Genomic DNA, 20,962 nt, shown 5'->3' with positions numbered 1-20,962 from the left:
GGGGGTTGTGTTTCATCTGGTTGACCCCGCTTAACCTGCATTTATCCAGAACCTCCCCGCGGGGCGGGGACGGCGCTGAGGTGCGGAGCAAACGCCCGCGCCCCGCCACCCGTTGACGGGCGGCGGGGCGCGGGCGTCCCGGCGATGCCGGAGCCGGTGCTACAGGTACGGGCCGGAGCGGACGGCCCCGTGGCCGCCGTCCTCGTCGTCCTCGTGTCCGGAGCCGGGCGGCAGCGCGCGGCGCATCTGTTCCAGCTGCGCACGGGCCGCCATCTGCTGGGCGAACAGGGCGGTCTGGATGCCGTGGAAGAGTCCTTCCAGCCAGCCGACCAACTGGGCCTGTGCGATCCGCAGTTCCGCTTCGGAGGGGATGGCCTCCTCGGTGAACGGCAAGGAGAGCCGCTCCAGTTCCTCGACCAGCTCGGGAGCCAGGCCGTCTTCCAGTTCCTTGACCGAAGCCGCGTGGATGTCCTTGAGACGGACGCGGCTGGCCTCGTCGAGAGGAGCGGCGCGGACCTCTTCCAGGAGCTGCTTGATCATGCTGCCGATCCGCATGACCTTGGCGGGTTGTTCGACCATCTCCGTCACCGGCACCTCGCGAGACTCGTCATCGGCGCCGCCGACCGCCATCCCGTCCTGTCCCAGGATCAGGACGTGCGGGGGGCTGTCCTGCGACCGTTCACCACTCGGCATCTCCATGCCGACCATTCTCTCGCACACCTTCGTACTCACACGGTGTGCCCCCGGACAGGCGTGATCCAACCTGTCCGGAGGCACCGGGATCAGCCCGTGGCCCGGCGGGCCAGTGCGCCGCTGGACCGGGTGACCAGTGCGGCGAGCAGGGCGGCCCCGAGCGGGACCACGACCACCAGTTCGAGGATGGTCTGCCACGGCACCACGATGGGAACCCACGGTGCTGCGCCGCCGGCGGGCTCGTGGGCGTTCGCCACGACGGACTCGTACAGGCGCGTCAGGTCGCGCCGCTCGACGAGCCGGAGCCCGGCCCCGGGCAGGATGCCCGCGGCGCAGCCCAGGATCACGCCCATCAGGGCGACCACCCCGCACTGGAAGCCGCTGAGCGTGCGCCGCACCCGCGGGGGTGCGCCGACCGCGGCGAGCGTCTTCAGATCGGCCTCGGAGTCGGCCTGGGCGAGGCCGGTGGCGATGCCGGCCGCACCGATGGTGACCAGACCCGCGAACAGGGTCAGGGCCATCAGGACGATGCTGGAGGGCGCCTGGTAGCCGGCTTCGACGAACACTTCGGCGTCCGCGCCCATCCGGTCGAGGTCCCCGGCGAGCTTCTGCTTCTGGGTGGAGGTGAGGGAGCCGTCGAGGGTGAAGTAGGAGCCGAAGGGGGCGGTGGTGATCCCGGCGGCCTTCACGGCGGTCGGCGGCAGGATCAGCTGGATCCCGTACGCCTTGGTGGAGTCCGGTGCCTGGTGGACGGGGAACACCTTGTCCTCGCCCGGCAGTTCCTTGCGGGTCGACCGCGCGGCTTCGGCCTTCTCCTTGTCGGTGATCAGCCGGATGGTGACCTTGTCGTCCTTGACGTTGCGCTTGTCGAAGGAGACGGCCTTGCCCGAGGTGAGGGCCGCCACGGTGCCGGGGTCGGTGACCGCCAGTGCGGTCAGCAGCTTCTGGTCGGCGACGACGGTCTGGTTCGGGGCGAAGTAGTCGGCCCGCGCGCAGCGCCAGTCCTTGAGCAGCTTCTTCTGCTCTTCGAGGCCGAAGGAGGCGGGGCCGTGCTCCGCTTCGTCGAGGGGGCAGCGCTGTTCCTTGGGCACGATGAGCTCGGCGGTGCCGCAGCCCTTGGTGCTCTCGCCGTAGCGCTCGCAGCTGGCCTTGCCGACGACGAGCCGGTCCACATCGGCGCGGACGGCCACCGGGTACTGCTGGGACAGGGCGTCGCGCACGGCGGGCACATCGCGGTAGCCGCCCGCCTCGTTCATGACGATGGTGCCGGAGCCGCTGGGCAGCTTGGCCGTGTACTCGTGAACGGACTGGACCTCCTTGCTGTGCTGGTACGTCGCCACGGCGACCGTGCCGGCCACGGCGGCCAGGACGGCGGCCACGGCGGGGGCCGTGCGCCCGCGGTTGCGCACCGCGTCGCGCAGGGCGAGCCGCGGGGAGAGGGGCAGCCAGCGCCCGACCCGGCCGAACAGGCCGACCAGCATCGGGGTCATGGCGACGAGGCCCAGTTCGGCGATGGCGCTGCCGCCCGCGACGACGATGAAGCCCATGCCGGACACCGTGCCGTAGAGCGCGATGGCCGCGCCCCCGGCGAGGGCGAGCAGACCCAGGAGCGGCAGGATCCGGTTGGACCTGCGCACCCCGCGCCGGCCGGTGAGCGAGGCGAGGACGGTCTGCCGGGAGGCGGTGATGGCCGGGACGATCGCGGCCAGCAGGCCGGTCAGCACGGCCAGCAGGGCGATCCCGACGAGCTCCAGCGGTACCACGTTGAAGCCGGCGAAACGGGCGCCGAGCTTCTCCTCCAGATACGGCCGCAGGACGAGGGTGAGCACCGCCCCGAGGCCCGTGCCGATGACGGCGGCGATGACGCCGAGCACGAGGCCGCCCGAGAGCACGATCGACCGGATGTGCCGCCGGTCGCCGCCGTTGGCGCCGACCAGGCCGAGCTGGCGTCGCGAGCGACGTGCGCCGACCGCGAAGGCGGGACCCGCCAGCAGGCAGATCTCCAGCATGGCGAGACCGACGACGGTCGCCGCGATGGCCATGGCGGTGGCCCGGCCGGTCTGTCCGGTGAAGGTGTTCCGCTCCTCCTGCTGGTACAGCGGCACCGCGGAGTCGGCCGGCGGCTTGAGGGTCACGGCGCGGGAGAGGACGACCGCGCCCTTGGCGTTGATCTCCTTGACCATGTTCCACGTGAAACCTTCGCCGCCGACCTTCACGAGGTAGGTGTCGACGGCCCGGACGGAGCTGAGCCCGGCCTCGGTCAGTGTGCGGTCGAGCGGGGCGAGCAGGCTCCCGGGCGGGGCGAGCAGCTCCGTGCTCCCGAGGCTGTTGGGCAGTTCGTACGAGCCGACGATCTTGTACGAGGTGTTCGTGCCCCGGGGGGTGACCGTGGAGCCGACGGAGTACCCGGACTCGGCCAGGAAGGCGTCGGTGGCGACGATCTCGCCGTTCTGCTGGGGCAGCCGCCCGCCGGTGAGCGTGAACATGCCCTTGACCAGCGGGCTCGCGGCGTCGACTTCGCGCATCTGGGTGCTCAGCAGCCCGTGTGTGGTGCGCACCTTCGCGTGGCCCAGGCTGTTCTTGACGCTCTCCACGCCGGCCGGGACCGCTGCCTTGAGGTTTTCCGACCGATCGTCGTTCTTGGGCGGCTGGTAGTTCTTGTAGCCGCCGACGGGCGCGTAGCTCTCTCCGTCGGGGCTTTGGTAGAGGGGCGCGCCGAGGCCGGCGCTCAGCACGGCGTCGGCGCTGCCGATCTTGCGGTCCAGGGTCTGGGCGGTGGTGAGTTCGGCGCTGCGCAGGGTGAGGTCTGCGGCGCTCACCCCGATGATGGGCAGTGCCAGCATGGCGAGGACGAGGGCGCTGCGGCCCTTGGCGCGCCAGGCGTCGCGGCGGGCGATCCGCAGGGCCGCGATCCAGGAGTGGTACCAGGCCTTCACTGGGCGGTCCCCAGCCCCGACAGCAGGGAGTCGGCCCCCTGGCGCAGGGTCTCGTCGACGACGCTGCCGTCGCGCAGGAAGACCACCCGGTCCGCCCAGGCCGCGAAGCGCGGCTCGTGGGTGACCAGGATGCCGGCGGCGCCCGCTTCGCAGCGGGAGCGCAGCAGCCCGAGCACGGACTCGCCGGTCTCCGAGTCCAGGGCGCCGGTCGGCTCGTCGGCCAGGACCAGGCGGCGGTCGCCCACCAGGGCGCGGGCGATGGCCACGCGCTGCTGCTGACCGCCGGACATCTCGTCGGGGAAGCGGTCGGCGAGCTGGCCCAGCCCCATTTCTTCGAGGGCGGCCAGGGCGGAGACCCGGGCCTTGCGGGCGGAGGTCCCGTCCAGCTCGCGGGGCAGGGCCACGTTCTCGGCGGCGGTGAGCGCCGGTATGAGGTTGTAGTCCTGGAAGACGTAGCCGATGCTGCGCCGGCGCAGGGCGGCCAACTGCTTGCGGTTCGCCGTGGTGATGTCGGTGCCCTCGACGATGACCCGGCCGCTGCTGGGGGTGTCGAGCCCGCCCGCGAGGGTCAACAGGGTGGACTTGCCGGAGCCGGAGGGGCCCATGACGGCGACGAGCTCACCGGGGTAGACGCTGAGGTTGATGCCCCGCAGGGCGTGCACCTCGGTGGCGCCGCTGCCGTGGGTACGGACGAGCTGGTCCAGCTGGAGGACGGGCTGTTGGGCGTCCCGGGCCGGGCGGCCGTGGCGCGGGCTCTGGTGCGGCTGCTGGTGCTGGTGCTGGTCAGGCATGCGGAAGTCCCCCTCGGGACGGCTGGGCGGTGGTGGAAGCGGTGCTGGAGGCGGCTCGTGCCGGGGCGGGTCCCGGATCGGGCCCCGGGTCGGCCGTCGATGGTGCGGGCGCCGGGGCTCCCCGTTCGGCCAGGACGGAGAGCCGCACCAGCCGGGATTCGGAGTGGTCGAGCCACCGGGCCTCGGCCTCGGTCTGGAAGATCAACTGTTCGACGACCAGCAGCCAGGCCACGTCGTCGCGTTCCTGGGACTTCCCGCTCTCGATGGCGGCGAGCGCCTGGGCCTTGAGCCGGGTGTAGTCCTGCATCGCCCGGATCGTGGCGTGGCGCTGGGACTGGATGACGGCGCGGATGTCCACGCCGGGGGCGCCCACGGCCATGGCGAGCTTGATCGACAGCTCGTCGCGGGGCGGGTTGGTGCGGTCGACGGGGCGCTCGTACCAGGAACACAGTTCCTGGTGGCCGGCGTCGGTGATGGCGTACAGGGTGTGGCCCGCGGCGTCCTCGCCGCCGGGGGCGACCAGGCCGTCACGTTCCAGGCGGGCGAGGGTCGTGTAGACCTGCCCGACGTTGAGAGGCCAGGTGGAACCGGTGCGGGATTCGAACTCGGTGCGCAGCTGTGAGCCGTACCGAGGTCCCCGTTCCAGGAGGGCGAGGAGGCCATGGCGGATAGACATACTCAGTATGTATACCGAGTATGCAGGCCAGGACAACCGCCAAAAGGCCTACTCCGTGAGGGGGACCCGGTCCTTTCGGCCCTCGTGTCAGAGCTGGCGCAGCCGCACGCCCATGTACCCCAGACCCAGTCCCATCAGGGCGAATCCCGTACCCAGCGGCAGTATGTGCGCGGCCAGGTCGGCGGCCCGTCCACCCGGCCCGCCGCCCATCGCCTGGGCCTGCGGCCCGGGCGGCCGGCTCGGCTCGGCTTGCGCCGGGGCGACCCGCTCGGCGGGGCGCGGCCGCACCGGCAGGAGCGGCCGGGAGGCCAGGACGGTCTCCGGGTTCGCGGGCTCGGCGGCCGGTCGGCCGGGGTGCTCGCGTCCGGCGCCCGCGACGCTGCCCGCCAGTTCGTCGTCCTCGGGGCCGTCGTACCCGGGCAGGACGTAGCGGACGGGCACGGGGACGGCGTACCCGGGCAGCGGAGCGGCGCGCACGGTCAGGGGGACGGGGCGCACGGCGGGCGCGGGCGGTGCGGCCAGGGCCGCGGAGGCGGGCGCGAGGCAGGTGAGGGCCAGTACGGCGAAGGCCGTGAGGGCCAGGGGCGATGCGGCCGGGCCCGACGCGGTCCCGGCGGGCCGGCGGAAGTACTGCGTCACGGGGAGCCCCTCCCGTCCCGAGCGACCGAGGTGTCACGCTCAGATTTACACGGTGGGGCAAAAGCGGCATCCCGGGCGCCCCATCAGGGGTGCCCGGGATGCCGTCGTGTCCTGCGGTGGGGCTACTGCGGGTCTCCGGTGGAGACGACGAGGGTGAACTCGGCGCCGTCCTTCGGCACGTCGGCCATGGCCGCGGGCAGCTGCTCCAGCACCGTGTCCTGGCCGTAGACCGCCTCGTCGCGCGTCTGGATGGTGAACTTCCAGCCCGCGGCCTGGAGGCACTCCTTCACCGACCGGACGTCCTTGTACCGGAAGTCCGGGGCGTCGACCTTGGTCGCGTCCTTGTACGACTTCGTGGCTTCCTTGCACTTCGCCGCGTCGATGGTGCGGGTGGTGTCCGGACCCTTGTGGCCGCTCTTCGCCGAGGGCGACGAGCTCACGGTGGAGCCCGCCTTCGGCTCGTCACCGCCCTTGTCGCCGCCGCTCAACGAGATCGCCGTGATCAGACCGCCGATGGCGAGCAGGGCCACGACGATCGATCCGACGATCACCGGGGTGTTCCGGCCGCCGCCGGCGCCCCCGCCGCTCGTGGACGCGCTGGTGGCCGCGGGCGAGATGGTGAAGGGCGGCGGGGTCTGCGGCGCGTGCGGGGCGTACTGCGCGTGCTGCTGCTGGGGCGGCGGCGTGTGCTGCTGCTGGTGCGGATACGCGTACGCGGGCGGCGGCGTCTGCTGGTGCTGCGGCGCCGGGGTGGCGGGCCCGTACGGCGACGACTGGTACGGCTGCTGCAGCGCGTGCGGCGGCGGGGACTGGAAACCGGAGTCCACCGGCGGGAAGACGGCCGAGGACACCCCGGCGCCGCTGCTCACGGGCGCGCCCGTGACGATCACGGGAGCCCCGGTCTGCCCCGCCGACAGCACGCGCAGGACCTCGCCGCGCATGGCATCGGCCGTGGGGAAGCGCTCGTTCGGGTTCTTCTTCAGCGCGCGGGCGACCAGCGCGTCCATCGCGGGCGTCACGGAGCGGTTGATGGAGGACGGCGCGACCGGCTCCTCCTGCACGTGCGCGTACGCGATCGCCAGCGGCGAGTCCGCCTCGAAGGGCAGGCGGCCCGTCAGCAGCTGGAAGAGCATGATGCCGACCGAGTAGAGGTCGGAGCGCGCGTCGACGGCCCGGCCGAGCGCCTGCTCGGGGGAGAGGTACTGCGGGGTGCCCACGACCATGCCGGTCTGGGTCATGGAGGTGACGCCCGACTGCATGGCGCGCGCGATGCCGAAGTCCATGACCTTGACCACGCCGCGCTTGGTCATCATCACGTTGCCCGGCTTGATGTCCCGGTGCACCAGGCCCATCTCGTGGCTGGTCTCCAGGGCCGCCAGCACGTCGCCGGTGACCTTCAGCGCCTTGTCTGCCGGCATCGCCCCGTACTGCGTGATGTCCGACTGGAGCGCGCTGCCGAGGGGCTGGCCCTCCACGTACTCCATGACGATGTACGGCATGAGCATGCCGCCGAGATCACCCTCGCCGGTATCGAACACCGACACGATGTTGGTGTGCGACAGTTTCGCTACAGCCTGGGCCTCGCGGCGGAAGCGCTCGCGGAAGGACTGCTCCCGACCGAGCTCGCTGTGCAGGGTCTTGATCGCGACCTGCCGGTCGAGCGCGGAGTCGTACGCGAGGTACACGGACGCCATGCCGCCCTCGCCGAGCAAGTCCCGCAGCTGGTACCGGCCGCCGGCCAAGGACCCGCCCGCGTACCGGCCCTCAGTGCCGTCCTGGCTCATGACTGTCGCTTCCCCTCAAGCAGTGTGCGCACGCGTCCGACGGAGCGCATATCGCGCCCAGTCTGCCGGAGGGCAAGCCCACGTCAAGCCAGCTGCCCGATCCGTGACCACACGGGGACAGGCCGTCGAGCCGGTCGGCGAGTCGCGCCGAGGCTGTAGCGTTCATCGGAGCACTCCGAACAAGACCCACCGCTTGTGCGGCCCAGAGAGACGACGGCGAGGACTGATGGCACCCGAACCCGAGGGAAACGGCGCCGGGATGGCTGATGGTCCTGAGCACTGGGGCGCCGGCGGGATCGTGGGTGACGGCCGGTACCGGCTGACCCACCGCCTGGGCCGCGGCGGCATGGCGGAGGTGTTCGCCGCCGAGGACGTGCGCCTGGGGCGGACCGTCGCCGTGAAGCTGCTGCGCGCGGACCTCGCCGAGGACCCGGTCTCCAAAGCCCGCTTCACCCGCGAGGCACAGTCGGTCGCGGGCCTGAACCACCACGCCGTCGTGGCCGTCTACGACTCGGGCGAGGACCGGGTCGGCCCCAACGTGGTCCCGTACATCGTGATGGAGCTGGTCGAGGGACGCACCATCCGCGACCTGCTGATCAGCGCCGAGGCCCCGGGCCCCGACCAGGCGCTGATCATCGTGTCCGGCGTGCTGGAGGCCCTGGCCTACTCGCACCAGCACGGCATCGTGCACCGCGACATCAAGCCCGCCAACGTCATCATCACCAACACCGGCGCGGTGAAGGTGATGGACTTCGGCATCGCGCGCGCCCTGCACGGCGCGCAGTCGACGATGACCCAGACCGGCATGGTCATGGGCACCCCGCAGTACCTCTCCCCCGAGCAGGCGCTCGGCAAGGCCGTCGACCACCGCTCCGACCTGTACGCCACCGGCTGCCTGCTGTACGAACTGCTCGCGCTGCGACCCCCGTTCACGGGCGAGACGCCGCTGTCGGTGGTCTACCAGCACGTACAGGACGCACCGGTGCCGCCCTCGCAGCTGCCCGAGGGCGGCGCGATCCCGCAGGAGCTCGACGGACTGGTCATGCGGTCCCTGGCCAAGGACCCGGACGACCGGTTCCAGAGCGCCGAGGAGATGCGCGGTCTGGTCGGGTACGCCCTCCAGATGCTCCAGGACCAGGGCGCGAACACGGGCACCTGGAACACCGGTCCGATCTCCATGACGCTGCCGCACGGGCGCGGCGGGGCCGCGACCACGGCCATGCCGATGGGGAACACCGGCGGCCGCCAGCAGTACCCCTCGAACGCCACGACCTCGCAGTTCCAGCAGCCGATGGTGCCGCCGCTGAACCCGGACGACGGCTCGGCCTTCCCCGGCGGCGGCGGTGGCTACCACGACGGCGGCCAGGGCCACGGGAACGGCCAGGGCGGCTCCGGCGGCGGCCGCTGGAAGATGGTCCTCTTCGCGGCGCTCGCGGTGATCGCGATCGCGGGCGGGGTGGTCTACGCCCTGGACCAGACCGGCAGCAAGGGCAGCCCCAGCACCGAGCAGAGCAGCTCGCAGAGCCCGCCCAGCAGCGGGCAGAGCTCGCCGAGCAGCCCCGAGACCTCGCCCTCGGACACGCCCGAGTCCCCGCGCACGCGCGAGAGCTACTCCTCGACCCCGAGCCGGTCGCGGACGCCGAGCTACAGCCCGTCGCCGACGCCGTCCACCTCGGAGTCGTCGAGCGAGCCCTCGCACACGCCGTCGTCCCCGGCGCCGTCGAGGTCGCAGTCGAGCAAGCCGTCGAGCCCCTCCCCGGACACCCCCTAGCGGGACAGCGGCAGGAGCACGCGGACGGGCCCGGCGGAATTCCTTCCGCCGGGCCCGTCCGCGTGCTCGGCGTTCCCGCTGTTCGGAGAACGTACTGCCCGGAGGCCGTGCTGTTCGGAGATCGTGCTGCTCAGAGGGCGTGCTGGTACTGCCGGTCGTGATTACCGGCCAGCGCGTGGACCGTCACGAACTGCGGCTCGATTCGCATGTAGACGGGGTCGAAGACCGCGCCGTCGATGAAATGCGGACCTGGACCGAAGAGTTCCAGTTCTGCCGTGGTCGGCTCGACGATCTGTGCCGTTCCGGTGAACTGCACCGACCACAACCGGGGGTCCCCGGTATTGAAGTTGTCGGCGCCGTAGGCGACCACGCTGCCGTTGCAGGCCTGGTGATAACCGAAGCCCGCGTGCATTCTCAGCACCACCTTGCCGTCGACCACGATGTGGCGGGCCAGGGCGAGGAAGGGCAGCGCGCGCATGCTGGTGGCGACCCGGCCGTACGGCACCTGGCGCAGCAGTTCGATGGCGTGGAGTTCCTCAGGGGACATGCCGTCCACTGTCCGCTGCCGACACCGTGCCGGGAAAGAGGAGCCCGCCCCGATGATCGGGGACGTTGGTCCCGAATTAAACAGCGTGCCCCGTGGAATCACACGGCGAACGTGCGGCCACGGGGCGTCGCGGTGCCGGTACCGGCGGTGCCGGGTCGGCGGGGGCGGTGGGGCGGCTGGGGGAGCCGTCCTAGCGCTTCTCGGCCTGGAGGCGGGCCACGTAGGCGGCGGCCTGGGAGCGGCGCTCCATGCCCAGCTTGGACAGCAGGCTGGAGACGTAGTTCTTGATCGTCTTCTCGGCCAGGTGCAGGCGCTCACCGATCACGCGGTTCGTCAGGCCCTCGCCGATCAGGTCGAGGATCTTGCGCTCCTGCTCGGTCAGGTTCGAGAGGCGGTCGTCGCCCTTCCCGTTCTTGCCGTCGCGCAGCCGCTCCAGCACCCGCGCCGTGGCGACGGGGTCCAGCAGCGACTTGCCGGCCGCCACGTCACGGACGGCGTGCAGCAGCTCGTTGCCGCGGATGGCCTTGAGGACGTACCCGGAGGCGCCCGCCATGATCGCGTCGAAGAGCGCTTCGTCGTCGGCGAACGAGGTCAACATCAAACACTTGATGTCCTCGTTCTGGGAGCGCACCTCGCGGCAGACCTCGACGCCGCTGCCATCCGGCAGGCGGACGTCGAGCACGGCGACGTCGGGGCGGGTGGCCGGGATGCGGACCAGAGCGTCAGCGGCCGTACCGGCCTCGCCGACGATCTCGATGTCCTCTTCGACCGACAACAGCTCATAGACACCTCGGCGTACCACTTCGTGGTCGTCCAGGAGGAATACCTTGATTTTTCCGTCTTCGCGCACAGAATCAGTTTCACACACTCACCCCTTCCCTGCCGCAAGAGGCCGGGATAACGTGCCGTTGTTCCGGCCCCCTGCAAGGCTGTGACCAGTGGTTGTTCCCGGATCCTCGGATTTACTTGGAAATCCAAGCAAAATCGCAGGTCAAACGGGGTTTCGCAGATATGCGACGCACTGGGTAACGTGCATTGTGCAGGGCACTCGCCGGGGCACCTGTCACGCCGGAATCCCTACGCGTCGCACCCACCCCGTGCGCGCGCACGGATTTTGGCGAGCCGCACTGGTCCCCGGAGAACCCGGGTGCCGGACCGACGGAGGAGCACACGTGACCGTGGAGAGCACTGCCGCGCGCAAGCCGCGACGCAGCAGCGGCACCAAGCGAGCGGCCGGCGCCGCGAGCGCCGGCAAGAAGGCCGCCGCTGCCGCCGCCACCGAAAGTGCCGAGCCCCAGCTCGTACAGCTGCTGACGCCCGAGGGGACCCGGGTTTCGGCCGCGGACCATCCTGAGAACGCGGAATTCCTGGCCTTCGTCGAGGACATCACGGGAGACGACCTGCGCGGTCTCTACCGCGACATGGTCCTGACCCGCCGTTTCGACGGCGAGGCCACCGCGCTCCAGCGCCAGGGCGAGCTGGGCCTGTGGGCCTCGCTGCTGGGCCAGGAAGCCGCTCAGATCGGCAGCGCCCGCGCGCTGAACGACGAGGACTACGTCTTTCCCACATACCGCGAGCACGGCGTCGCCTGGTGCCGCGGGGTCGACCCGACCAACCTGCTGGGCATGTTCCGCGGTGTGAACCACGGTGGATGGGACCCGACCCTCAACAACTTCCACCTGTACACGATCGTGATCGGCTCGCAGACGCTGCACGCGACCGGTTACGCCATGGGCGTGGCCAAGGACGGCGCGGACTCCGCGGTCGTCGCGTACTTCGGCGACGGCGCCTCCAGCCAGGGCGACGTGGCCGAGGCGTTCACCTTCGCGGCCGTCTACAACGCCCCCGTGGTGTTCTTCTGCCAGAACAACCAGTGGGCGATCTCCGAGCCCACCGAGCGCCAGATGCGCGTCCCGCTCTACCAGCGCGCCCAGGGCTTCGGCTTCCCGGGCGTACGGGTCGACGGCAACGACGTCCTGGCCTGCCTGGCCGTGACCCGCTGGGCCCTGGACCGCGCGCGCCGCGGCGAGGGTCCGACGCTGGTCGAGGCCTTCACGTACCGCATGGGCGCCCACACCACCTCGGACGACCCGACCAAGTACCGGCGGGACGAGGAGCGCGCGGCCTGGGAGGTCAAGGACCCGATCCTGCGCCTCAAGACGTACCTGCTCGCGAGCGGAGACGCCGACGAGGCGTTCTTCGAGGAGCTGGAGACCGAGAGCGAGGCCCTCGGCAAGCACGTCCGCGAGGTCGTGCGGGCCATGCCCGACCCGGACACCATGGCGATCTTCGAGAACGTCTATGCCGACGGGCACGCGCTCGTCGACGAGGAGCGCGCACAGTTCGCCGCCTACCTCGCGTCCTTCGAGGGTGGGGAGTGACCATGCCGGTACAGAAACTGACCATCGCCAAGGCGCTCAACGACTCGCTGCGCAAGGCGCTGGAGAACGACCCCAAGGTCCTCATCATGGGCGAGGACGTCGGCAAGCTGGGCGGTGTCTTCCGGATCACCGAGGGCCTGCAGAAGGACTTCGGCGAGGAGCGGGTCATCGACACCCCGCTCGCCGAGTCGGGCATCGTCGGCACCGCGATCGGGCTCGCGCTGCGCGGCTACCGGCCCGTGGTGGAGATCCAGTTCGACGGTTTCGTCTTCCCCGCCTACGACCAGATCGTCACCCAGCTCGCGAAGATGCACGCGCGCTCGCTGGGCAAGATCAAGATGCCCATCGTCATCCGCATCCCGTACGCGGGCGGCATCGGCGCGGTCGAGCACCACTCCGAGTCCCCCGAGACGCTGTTCGCGCACGTGCCGGGCCTCAAGGTGGTCTCGCCGTCGAACGCGGCGGACGCCTACTGGATGCTCCAGCAGGCCATCCAGAGCGACGACCCGGTGATCTTCTTCGAGCCGAAGCGCCGTTACTGGGACAAGGGCGAGGTCGACGTCGAGGCGATCCCCGGCGAGCTGCACAAGGCGCGGGTCGCGCGGGAGGGGTCGGACGTGACCCTGGCCGCCTACGGACCCATGGTCAAGGTGTGCCTGGAGGCCGCCGCGGCCGCCGCCGAGGAGGGCAAGTCGGTCGAGGTCCTCGACCTGCGGTCCATGTCCCCGGTGGACTTCGACGGCATCCAGACCTCGGCGGAGAAGACCCGCCGGCTGATCGTCGTGCACGAGGCCCCGGTGTTCCTGGGCGTCGGCTCGGAGATCGCCGCGCGGATCACGGAGCGGTGCTTCTACCACCTGGAGGCGCCGGTGCTGCGCGTCGGTGGTTTCCACGCGCCGTACCCGCCGGCCCGCCTGGAGGACGAGTACCTGCCCGGCCTGGACCGGGTGCTCGACGCCGTCGACCGCTCGCTGGCGTACTGAGGAGATTTTCGTGACGATCAGCGAATTCAAGATGCCCGACGTGGGCGAGGGCCTCACCGAGGCCGAGATCCTCAAGTGGTTCGTGCAGCCCGGGGACACGGTCACGGACGGCCAGGTGGTCTGCGAGGTCGAGACCGCGAAGGCGGCCGTCGAGCTGCCGATCCCCTTCGACGGCGTGGTCCAGGAGCTGCGCTTCGCCGAGGGCACCACGGTCGACGTCGGCCAGGTGATCATCTCGGTGCGGACCGGAGCCGACGACGCGGCCCCGGCCGCCGCCCCGGCCGTCGCCGCGGCCGAGGCCGCTCCCGCGGCGGAGGAGGCCGCGCCGGCCGCGCGCCAGCCCGTCCTCGTCGGTTACGGCGTCTCCACCGCCTCCACCAAGCGCCGCCCGCGCAAGGCCGCGCCGGAGGCCGTGGCAGCGGCCGCGCCCGTCGTACCCGCCCCCGTCGTACCCGCTCCGGCGGCTCCGGTGGTCGCGGTCTCGAACGGATCGGGCAGCAACGGCTACGGCGGCCACGGGCAGCAGGGCGCCGAGCGTCCGCTGGCCAAGCCGCCCGTCCGCAAGCTCGCCAAGGACCTCGGCATCGACCTGGCGGCGATCGTGCCCACCGGTGACGGTGGCGTCGTGACCCGCGAGGACGTGCACGCGGCGGCCTCCGCCGCGCTGGCTCCGCGGCCGGCCGCGCCCGCCGTGGCTCCCGTCGCCCCCGCGGCCCAGGCCGCACCGGCCGCCGCGGCCGTGTCGGCGCCGGACGCGCGGGAGACCCGCATCCCGGTCAAGGGCGTCCGCAAGGTCACGGCCCAGGCCATGGTCAGCTCCGCCTTCACCGCCCCGCACGTCACCGAGTTCGTCACGCTCGACGTGACGCGCACGATGAAGCTCGTCCAGGAGCTGAAGGACGACCCGGACCTGGCGGGGCTGCGGATCAACCCGCTGCTGCTCATCGCCAAGGCCGTGCTCATCGCCGTCCGCCGCAACCCGGACGTCAACGCGTCCTGGGACGAGGCGGCCCAGGAGATCGTGCTCAAGCACTACGTGAACCTGGGCATCGCGGCGGCCACCCCGCGCGGTCTGATCGTGCCGAACGTCAAGGACGCGCACGTCAAGACCCTGGCGGAGCTGTCGCAGGGCCTGTCCGACCTGGTGGCGACGGCCCGCGAGGGCAAGACCTCCCCCGCGGACATGCAGGGCGGCACCCTCACCATCACCAACGTCGGCGTCTTCGGCGTCGACACCGGTACGCCCATCCTGAACCCCGGCGAGTCCGCGATCCTCGCGGTCGGTGCGATCAAGCTCCAGCCGTGGGTCCACAAGGGCAAGGTGAAGGCACGTCAGGTCACCACCCTGGCACTGTCCTTCGACCACCGGCTGATCGACGGCGAGCTGGGCTCCCGCTTCCTCGCGGACATCGCGGCGGTCCTGGAGCACCCGAAGCGCCTGGTCACCTGGTCCTGAGCAACCGTTCGCCGCATCAGCGAGGGCCGGTCACCCCCAGGGGTGGCCGGCCCTCGGTGCTGAGTAACGTGTGCGAATCGGGGGCCGACCCGGCACCTCCGGGAACGGGGCACAGGACATGGGACTGACCGAGGAGATATCCGACCTGAGGGGCGGATCCGGACATCCACCGCGTTTGCTCGGCGAATTCCGGCGCGCGCTCCTGCTGGCTCCGCTCACCGACGGCGCCCTGATGTCGGGCGAGCAGGGCGGGGTCCGCTGGATCTACGCCTTCACGGACGAGGCCGCCCTGGCGCGCTTCGCGCTCGCACGCGGCGCCGGGGACCGGGAGTGGGAGTACCTCGCGGTGCTCGGCGCCCGGCTGGCCGACACGGTCGTTCCCGGAGCCGAGGGCCCGACCGGTATCGCCGTCAACGTGGCGGACGGGGAGGGCGCGATGCTCTTCCCGCCGGTCGTGGGCATCGTCCCCGATGCCGTGGCGGTGACGGCGTGAGCGGTGACCAGGACCTGGCGGTCGCGCCGGAGGCCGTGAAGAGCGTCCAGGACGGTCTGCGGGCGGCGGTGGGCGAGCTGCGGGAGTCCGGTGCCGACGCGGGCGGGGCCTCGATGGGGGCCGGGTTCAGCTCGCTGTCGATGACCGGGATGGAAGCCGGTCACGCCGGCCTGGCCACGGACTTCGAGGACTTCTGCGAACGCTGGGAGTGGGGCGTGCGCTCCCTTGTCCAGGACGCGAGCACCCTGGCGCAGGCGCTGGGGATCTCCGCGGGGACGCTGTGGGAGGAAGACCACTACATCCAGGGCGCGTTCAAGGTCGCGGCCAACTCGGCGTACGGGAACCCGCACGCGAGCGAGGACGAGATCGAGGAGAAGGGCTGGGGCGACATCTTCCGGGCGGACGTGTACAAGCCCGACTACAGCCCCGAGTCGTTCGCGAAGAGCGGCCAGGACATCAAGGACACCTGGTCCCAGACCGGCGACAAGCTGATGACCACCGGAAAGATCGGTTCGTTGAAAGACATGGTCGACCAGGCCACCGGCAGCGGGGACGGCAAGTAGATGGGGCTCGGCGACTTCATTCCGGACCCCGTCGAGGACTGGGTCGAGGACCGCGTCGAAGACGTCGGCGACGCCATCGAATGGACCGGCGACAAGGTCGCCGGGCTGGCCGACAAGGTGGGGCTGGAGGACGCGGGCGACTGGATCCGGGACAAGAGCCGCTCCGCCGCCAACCAACTGGGCGCGGACGTCGCCGAGCTGGAACTCGGTCAGACCGACGACCCGCACAAGCTGGTCTACGGCAGCGTCTCCAAGATCCGGGCCCAGGCCGCGCACCTCCAGGACTTCAAAGCGGCCTTCGACAAGGTCGGCAGCGGGCTCAAGGGGATGGACGCGGACGGCCTGAAGGGCAAGACGGCGGACGCCTTCCGAGAATCGGTCGCGAAGGAACCGCCGCGCTGGTTCAAGGCGGCCGAGTCCTTCGGCAAGGCCGCCGTCGCCGTGGGGGGCTTCGCCGAGACGGTGGAGTGGGCGCAGGGTCAGGCCAAGGAGGCGTTGGCGGACTACGACGCGGCCAAGAAGGCCTCGACGGACGCCCGCAACGCCTACAACAAGCAGGTCGACGCCTACAACGACGCCATCGACGCGAAGAAGGACACCCTGCCGCCCAAGCCGGGCGGCTTCACCGACCCGGGCACCGCACTCGCCCACGCGGCCCAGGACAAGCTCGACGGGGCCCGCAAGCAGCGCAACGAGGTGGCGGAGACGGCCCGCACGGCGGTCCGCGCGGCGCGGGACGCGGCCCCGGAGAAGCCCTCGTACGGCGAACAGTTCGGCGACGGGATGCAGTACCTCGACATCGCCAAGACGCACCTCACCGGCGGGGTCATCAAGGGCACGGCCGGACTGCTCAACTTCGTCCGCTCGGTCAACCCGACGGACCCGTACAACCTGACCCATCCCGCCGAGTACGCGACCAGCCTGAACTCGACGGTCGCCGGACTGGTCACCGCCGTCAACGACCCCATGGGCGCGGGCAAGCAGATGCTCGACCAGTTCATGAAGGACCCCTCCGAGGGCATCGGCAAGCTCCTTCCGGAGCTGATCGGCACCAAGGGCCTCGGGCTGGCGAAGAAGGCCGGTACGGTCGCCAAGCTCGCCGACGACATCCCGACCGGGCCCGGCCGCAAGGCCCTCACCGGGGACGGTCCGGACCTTCACAAGACCCCGGACGGCGAGCGGACCACCGGCGGCACGGACCCGGTGGACCTCGCCACCGGCAGGATGTACCTGCCGCAGACCGACGTGGTGCTGCCGGGCGCCCTGCCCCTGGTGTTCGGGCGCCGGGCGGAGTCCGGCTACACGGCGGGACGCTGGTTCGGGCCTTCCTGGAGCAGCACGGTCGACCAGCACCTGGAGATCGACGCCGAGGGCGTCGTCCTGGTCACCGAGGACGGCCTCCTGATCGGGTACCCGCATCCGGCCCCCGGTGTTCCGGTGCTGCCCGCCACGGGCCCGTCCCGGCCCCTGGAGCGCACCCCCGAAGGCGACTACACGCTGACCGACCCGGTGACCGGCCACGTCCGCCGCTTCACCGCGCCCGCCCCGGAGGCCGGTGGGGGCGGTTCGGCCCCGATCGCGGAGCTCTCGGACCGCAACGGCAACACCATCACCTTCGAGTACGACGCCGAGGGCACCCCGGTGGGCATAGCCCACAGCGGCGGCTACCACCTGGACCTGGAGACGGCCGACGGGCGGATCACCGCCCTGCACCTGAGCGGCGGCCCGCGGATCCTCGCGTACGACTACACCGGCGGTCAGCTCACCGGCGTGACCAACTCCTCGGGCCTGCCGCTGCGGTTCGACTACGACGAGCGCGGCCGGATCACGTCCTGGACCGACACCAACCACAGCCGCTACGACTACGTCTACGACGACCAGGACCGCTGCGTCGCCGAGGGCGGCAGCGGCGGACACCTCGCCCTCACCCTCGACTACGACGCCGTCGACCCGACCACCGGTCACCGGATCACCAGCGTCACCACCGCGGCGGGGGAGACCCGCCGTTACCTGATCGACGCGCACCGCCGGGTGGTCGCCGAGATCGACCCGCTCGGCGCCGTCACCCACTACGCCTACGACCGGCAGGGGCGGCCGACCAGCCGCACGGACGCCCTCGGCGCCACCTCCCACCAGGAGTACGACGGGGCGGGCCGGATCATCCGCTCCGTCCGCCCCGACGGCCGGAGTGCGGGCACCGAGTACGACCGGCTGGGTCTGCCCGTCCGGGTGGCGAACGCCGACGGCACGGTGCTCCGGCAGAGCTACGACGAGCGCGGCAACCGCACCTCGCTCACCACCTCGGCGGGCGCGGTGACGACCTTCGCCCACGACGAGCGCGGCCACCTCACGGCGGTCACCAACCCGCTGGGCGCGGTCACCCGCACCACCTGTGACGCGGCGGGCCTCCCGGTCACCAGCACCGATCCGCTGGGCGCCGTCACCCGCTTCGACCGGGACGCCTTCGGCCGCCCGGTCCGGGTCACCGACCCGCTCGGCGGGGTCACGCTCATGGAGTGGACCACCGAGGGCAAGCCCGCCCGCCGGGTGGACCCGGACGGCGCGCAGCGTCATTGGGTCTACGACGGCGAGGGCAACTGCACGGCCTTCACCGATCCGTCGGGCGGGGTGACCCGGTTCGAATACACCCACTTCGACCTCCTCGCCGCCCGCACCGGACCGGACGGGGTGCGGCACGCCTACACCTACGACGCGGGACTGCGGCTGATCGGTGTGCGCAACCCCCAGGGCCTGAACTGGGAGTACACCTACGACGCGGCGGGCCGGCTGACCTCGGAGACGGACTTCGACGGCCGGACCCTGAGCTACGCCTATGACCCGACGGGACGGCTCGCCTCCCGCACGAACGCGGCGGGCGAGGAGATCACCTACGAGCGGGACGTGCTCGGCCGGATCGTCCGCAAGACCTCCCCGACGGGCACGGCCACCTTCGAGTACGACGTCTTCGACCTGCCCGCGGCGGTGACCTCGACCGATGGCACCCACCTGGTGCGCATCCGCGACCGGCACGGGCGCCTGGCCGAGGAACGCGTGGACGGGCGGGCGGTCCGCTACGCCTACGACGAGCTGAGCCGACCCGTGGCCCGGACCCTGCCCAGCGGGGCGCGGACCCACTGGACCTACGACGCGGCCGGTCACTGCACGGGGCTGAACGCCTCGGGCCGGGACGTGGCCTTCGAGCGGGACGCCGCGGGCCGTGAACTGACCCGGCGCATCGGGCAGAGCGCGACCCTGCACCACACCTTCGACGCCGCGGGCAGGCTCACCACCCGGCACATCACCGGCTCGGACCAACGGACCCTGCAACGCCGCGGCTATGCCTACCGGGCCGACGGCAACCTGCTGGAGATCGACGACGAGACGACCGGTCCGCGCCGCTTCACCCTGGACAGCGCGTCCCGGATCACCGGTGTGGACGCCGCCTCCTGGTCGGAGCGCTACGCCTACGACGAGGCGGGCAACCAGACTTCCGCCGACTGGCCGCAGGCCCACCCGGGCGCCGACGCCGTGGGCGAGCGCGAGTACACCGGGACCCGGATCACCCGGGCGGGCCGGGTCCGTTACGAGCACGACGCGCAGGGCCGTGTGGTCCTGCGGCAGCGCACCCGACTCTCCCGCAAGCCCGACACCTGGCACTACGTCTGGGACGCGGACGACCGGCTGACCGAGGTCACCACCGCGGACGGAACCCGCTGGCGCTACCGGTACGACGGGCTCGGCCGCCGCATCGCCAAGCAGCGGCTCGATCCGGCCGGTGTTTCACGTGAAACCGAAGATGTTTCACGTGAAACAGGTGTCCTCGCTGCGGGAGTTGTCGGTGTTTCACGTGAAACACCCTTCGCGGACCCCGTGGTGGCGGAGGAAACCCTCTTCACGTGGGACGGGACCACACTGGCCGAGCAGACCACCCTTGTGCGGGACAACCCGCACGAGGTCACGCTCAGCTGGACGCACGCCGGTCTGCATCCACTCACCCAAGTCGAGTCCATCCGGCCCGTAGCCGCGCCGGGGGACCCGCGCGAGCTGCCACAGCCGGAGATCGACAGCCGGTTCTTCGCCATCGTCACCGACCTGGTCGGCACCCCGACGGAGATGATCGACGAGCAGGGGTCCGTCGCCTGGCGCACCCGCGCCACCGTGTGGGGCGCGACGAGCTGGAACCGCGATGCGAGCGCCTACACGCCGTTGCGCTTCCCCGGCCAGTACTACGACCCGGAGACGGGCCTCCACCACAACCACTTCCGGACCTACGACCCGGAGACGGCCCGCTACCTGACCTCCGACCCGCTGGGTCTGACGCCGTCCCCGAACCCGGTCGCCTACGTCACCAACCCGCTGGTGTGGGCCGACCCGCTGGGCCTGAGCGGCTGCCCGGCGGCGGGCAAGGAGCAGTTGGCACTGCCCAAGGCCGAGCGTGAACCCCCGAACATGTACGGGACGCCGATCACCTCCCGACTGGCACGGCCGGGCGAGGAGTTCAACATGGTGCTGTCCAAGGGGCAGCCGGCCACCAGCCCCGGTGGATTCGGTACCTTCGAAGGCGTCCCCAACCAGCAGTTCGTGCGCGACCAACTGGCCATCCGCACCGACTGGAAGGACGACGTCTCGATGCTCCAGCGGTACCGCTTCCCGGACACCGGTGACCCCATCCGGATCCAGGAGAGCATCATCGGCCCCCAGACGGACCCGACGCTGGGCCATCTGCCGGGCGGGGTCAGCCAGCTGGAAATCCTGAACTACGAAGACCGCGCCCGACTGATCCCGGTCGGCCCTCCCGTGGAGATCCCCAAGTAATGACGAAGGAACCCGAGATGACGGTCGACTGGACCGCCGGCGAGAGCACCGTCCGTTGGAACGACGGTGGCGCCGCGGTCGAGAAGCATCACGGCGCGCCGCCGCAGTCGGTCATGACGTGGACGCACGACGGCGAGACCCTGGTGCTGGTGGTGGAAGCCCTGGACACCCGGCCCTTCACACCGAAGGACAACGCGGTCGTCTACCGGGCCGACGGCACGGAACTGCTCCGGCTGAGCCCCCCGGCGGACCTGTTGTCCGACCCGAACGCGGTGCTCGGGTTCTACAGCGCCTACCGGGACTCCGCGGGGCTGCCCCTGTTGGTCATCGCCACCCGCTCGGGCGACTTCCAGGGCCGCCTGGACCTGGCGGCGGGTGCGGTCCGCGACGCCCGTACCTGGCGCTGACGGCGGAGGAAGAACTCCCTTTCCCCA

General features: G+C 71.4%; 16 protein-coding genes. 8 read left to right on the top strand and 8 right to left on the bottom strand.

What is annotated here, in order from left to right; all coding sequences use genetic code 11:
- Positions 1 to 159: 159 nt before the first annotated feature.
- From ACIBEA_RS27785 to ACIBEA_RS27760, 6 genes are all read right to left on the bottom strand, one after another.
- The gene (locus ACIBEA_RS27785; protein ID WP_385783085.1) at positions 160 to 699 is read right to left on the bottom strand and encodes a bacterial proteasome activator family protein; all 540 of its coding nucleotides are present in this window, start codon (positions 697 to 699) and stop codon (positions 160 to 162) included.
- Positions 700 to 782: 83 nt separating this feature from the next.
- Entirely contained in the window at positions 783 to 3,629 is a 2,847-nt protein-coding gene (locus ACIBEA_RS27780; RefSeq protein ID WP_399265456.1) for an ABC transporter permease, read from the bottom strand.
- Complete coding sequence (locus ACIBEA_RS27775; RefSeq protein ID WP_399265454.1) at positions 3,626 to 4,420, bottom strand: ABC transporter ATP-binding protein; 795 nt, start codon at positions 4,418 to 4,420, stop codon at positions 3,626 to 3,628. Before ACIBEA_RS27775 ends, ACIBEA_RS27780 begins: the two co-directional genes overlap by 4 nt.
- Entirely contained in the window at positions 4,413 to 5,096 is a 684-nt protein-coding gene (locus tag ACIBEA_RS27770) for a PadR family transcriptional regulator (RefSeq protein ID WP_399265452.1), read from the bottom strand. Before ACIBEA_RS27770 ends, ACIBEA_RS27775 begins: the two co-directional genes overlap by 8 nt.
- Positions 5,097 to 5,183: 87 nt before the next feature.
- Entirely contained in the window at positions 5,184 to 5,735 is a 552-nt protein-coding gene (locus ACIBEA_RS27765; protein ID WP_399265450.1) for a hypothetical protein, read from the bottom strand.
- A 122-nt stretch (positions 5,736 to 5,857) separates the two neighbouring features.
- On the bottom strand, positions 5,858 to 7,519 hold the full coding sequence (locus tag ACIBEA_RS27760; protein ID WP_399265448.1) for a protein kinase: 1,662 nt from the start codon (positions 7,517 to 7,519) through the stop codon (positions 5,858 to 5,860).
- Positions 7,520 to 7,745: 226 nt separating this feature from the next.
- Here ACIBEA_RS27760 and ACIBEA_RS27755 point away from each other — a divergent pair, with 226 nt between their 5' ends.
- Positions 7,746 to 9,290, top strand: coding sequence for a protein kinase (locus tag ACIBEA_RS27755; protein WP_399265446.1), 1,545 nt, complete (start codon positions 7,746 to 7,748; stop codon positions 9,288 to 9,290).
- A gap of 130 nt (positions 9,291 to 9,420) precedes the next feature.
- Here the strand turns inward: ACIBEA_RS27755 and ACIBEA_RS27750 are convergent, their stop codons facing one another.
- The gene (locus ACIBEA_RS27750) at positions 9,421 to 9,837 is read right to left on the bottom strand and encodes a pyridoxamine 5'-phosphate oxidase family protein (RefSeq protein WP_399265444.1); all 417 of its coding nucleotides are present in this window, start codon (positions 9,835 to 9,837) and stop codon (positions 9,421 to 9,423) included.
- Positions 9,838 to 10,027: 190 nt separating this feature from the next.
- Positions 10,028 to 10,687 carry a response regulator transcription factor gene (locus tag ACIBEA_RS27745; protein WP_330331424.1) on the bottom strand — a complete coding sequence of 220 codons (660 nt, stop codon included), beginning with the start codon at positions 10,685 to 10,687 and terminating at the stop codon, positions 10,028 to 10,030.
- A 322-nt stretch (positions 10,688 to 11,009) separates the two neighbouring features.
- Between ACIBEA_RS27745 and pdhA the strand changes: the two genes are divergently transcribed.
- From pdhA to ACIBEA_RS27710, 7 genes are all read left to right on the top strand, one after another.
- Positions 11,010 to 12,218, top strand: coding sequence for a pyruvate dehydrogenase (acetyl-transferring) E1 component subunit alpha (gene pdhA / locus ACIBEA_RS27740; protein ID WP_399265442.1), 1,209 nt, complete (start codon positions 11,010 to 11,012; stop codon positions 12,216 to 12,218).
- Positions 12,219 to 12,220: 2 nt separating this feature from the next.
- On the top strand, positions 12,221 to 13,201 hold the full coding sequence (locus tag ACIBEA_RS27735) for an alpha-ketoacid dehydrogenase subunit beta (RefSeq protein WP_399265440.1): 981 nt from the start codon (positions 12,221 to 12,223) through the stop codon (positions 13,199 to 13,201).
- A gap of 31 nt (positions 13,202 to 13,232) precedes the next feature.
- Positions 13,233 to 14,657, top strand: coding sequence for a dihydrolipoamide acetyltransferase family protein (locus ACIBEA_RS27730; protein ID WP_399265572.1), 1,425 nt, complete (start codon positions 13,233 to 13,235; stop codon positions 14,655 to 14,657).
- A gap of 118 nt (positions 14,658 to 14,775) precedes the next feature.
- Positions 14,776 to 15,150, top strand: a complete 375-nt coding sequence (locus ACIBEA_RS27725; RefSeq protein WP_399265439.1) for an SseB family protein — start codon at positions 14,776 to 14,778, stop codon at positions 15,148 to 15,150.
- The gene (locus ACIBEA_RS27720) at positions 15,147 to 15,713 is read left to right on the top strand and encodes a hypothetical protein (protein WP_354378765.1); all 567 of its coding nucleotides are present in this window, start codon (positions 15,147 to 15,149) and stop codon (positions 15,711 to 15,713) included. The genes ACIBEA_RS27725 and ACIBEA_RS27720 overlap by 4 nt, the downstream gene beginning before the upstream one ends.
- Entirely contained in the window at positions 15,714 to 20,528 is a 4,815-nt protein-coding gene (locus ACIBEA_RS27715; RefSeq protein WP_399265438.1) for a putative T7SS-secreted protein, read from the top strand.
- Entirely contained in the window at positions 20,528 to 20,935 is a 408-nt protein-coding gene (locus tag ACIBEA_RS27710) for a hypothetical protein (RefSeq protein WP_399265436.1), read from the top strand. Before ACIBEA_RS27715 ends, ACIBEA_RS27710 begins: the two co-directional genes overlap by 1 nt.
- The last annotated feature ends 27 nt before the right edge of the window (positions 20,936 to 20,962 follow it).

Origin of the sequence: Streptomyces sp. NPDC051555, from assembly GCF_044454405.1 — a bacterium.
Classification (GTDB): Bacteria; Actinomycetota; Actinomycetes; order Streptomycetales; family Streptomycetaceae; genus Streptomyces.
Note: the sequence above shows the minus strand (reverse complement) of the source record. Positions and strands in the feature narration are given on the sequence as shown.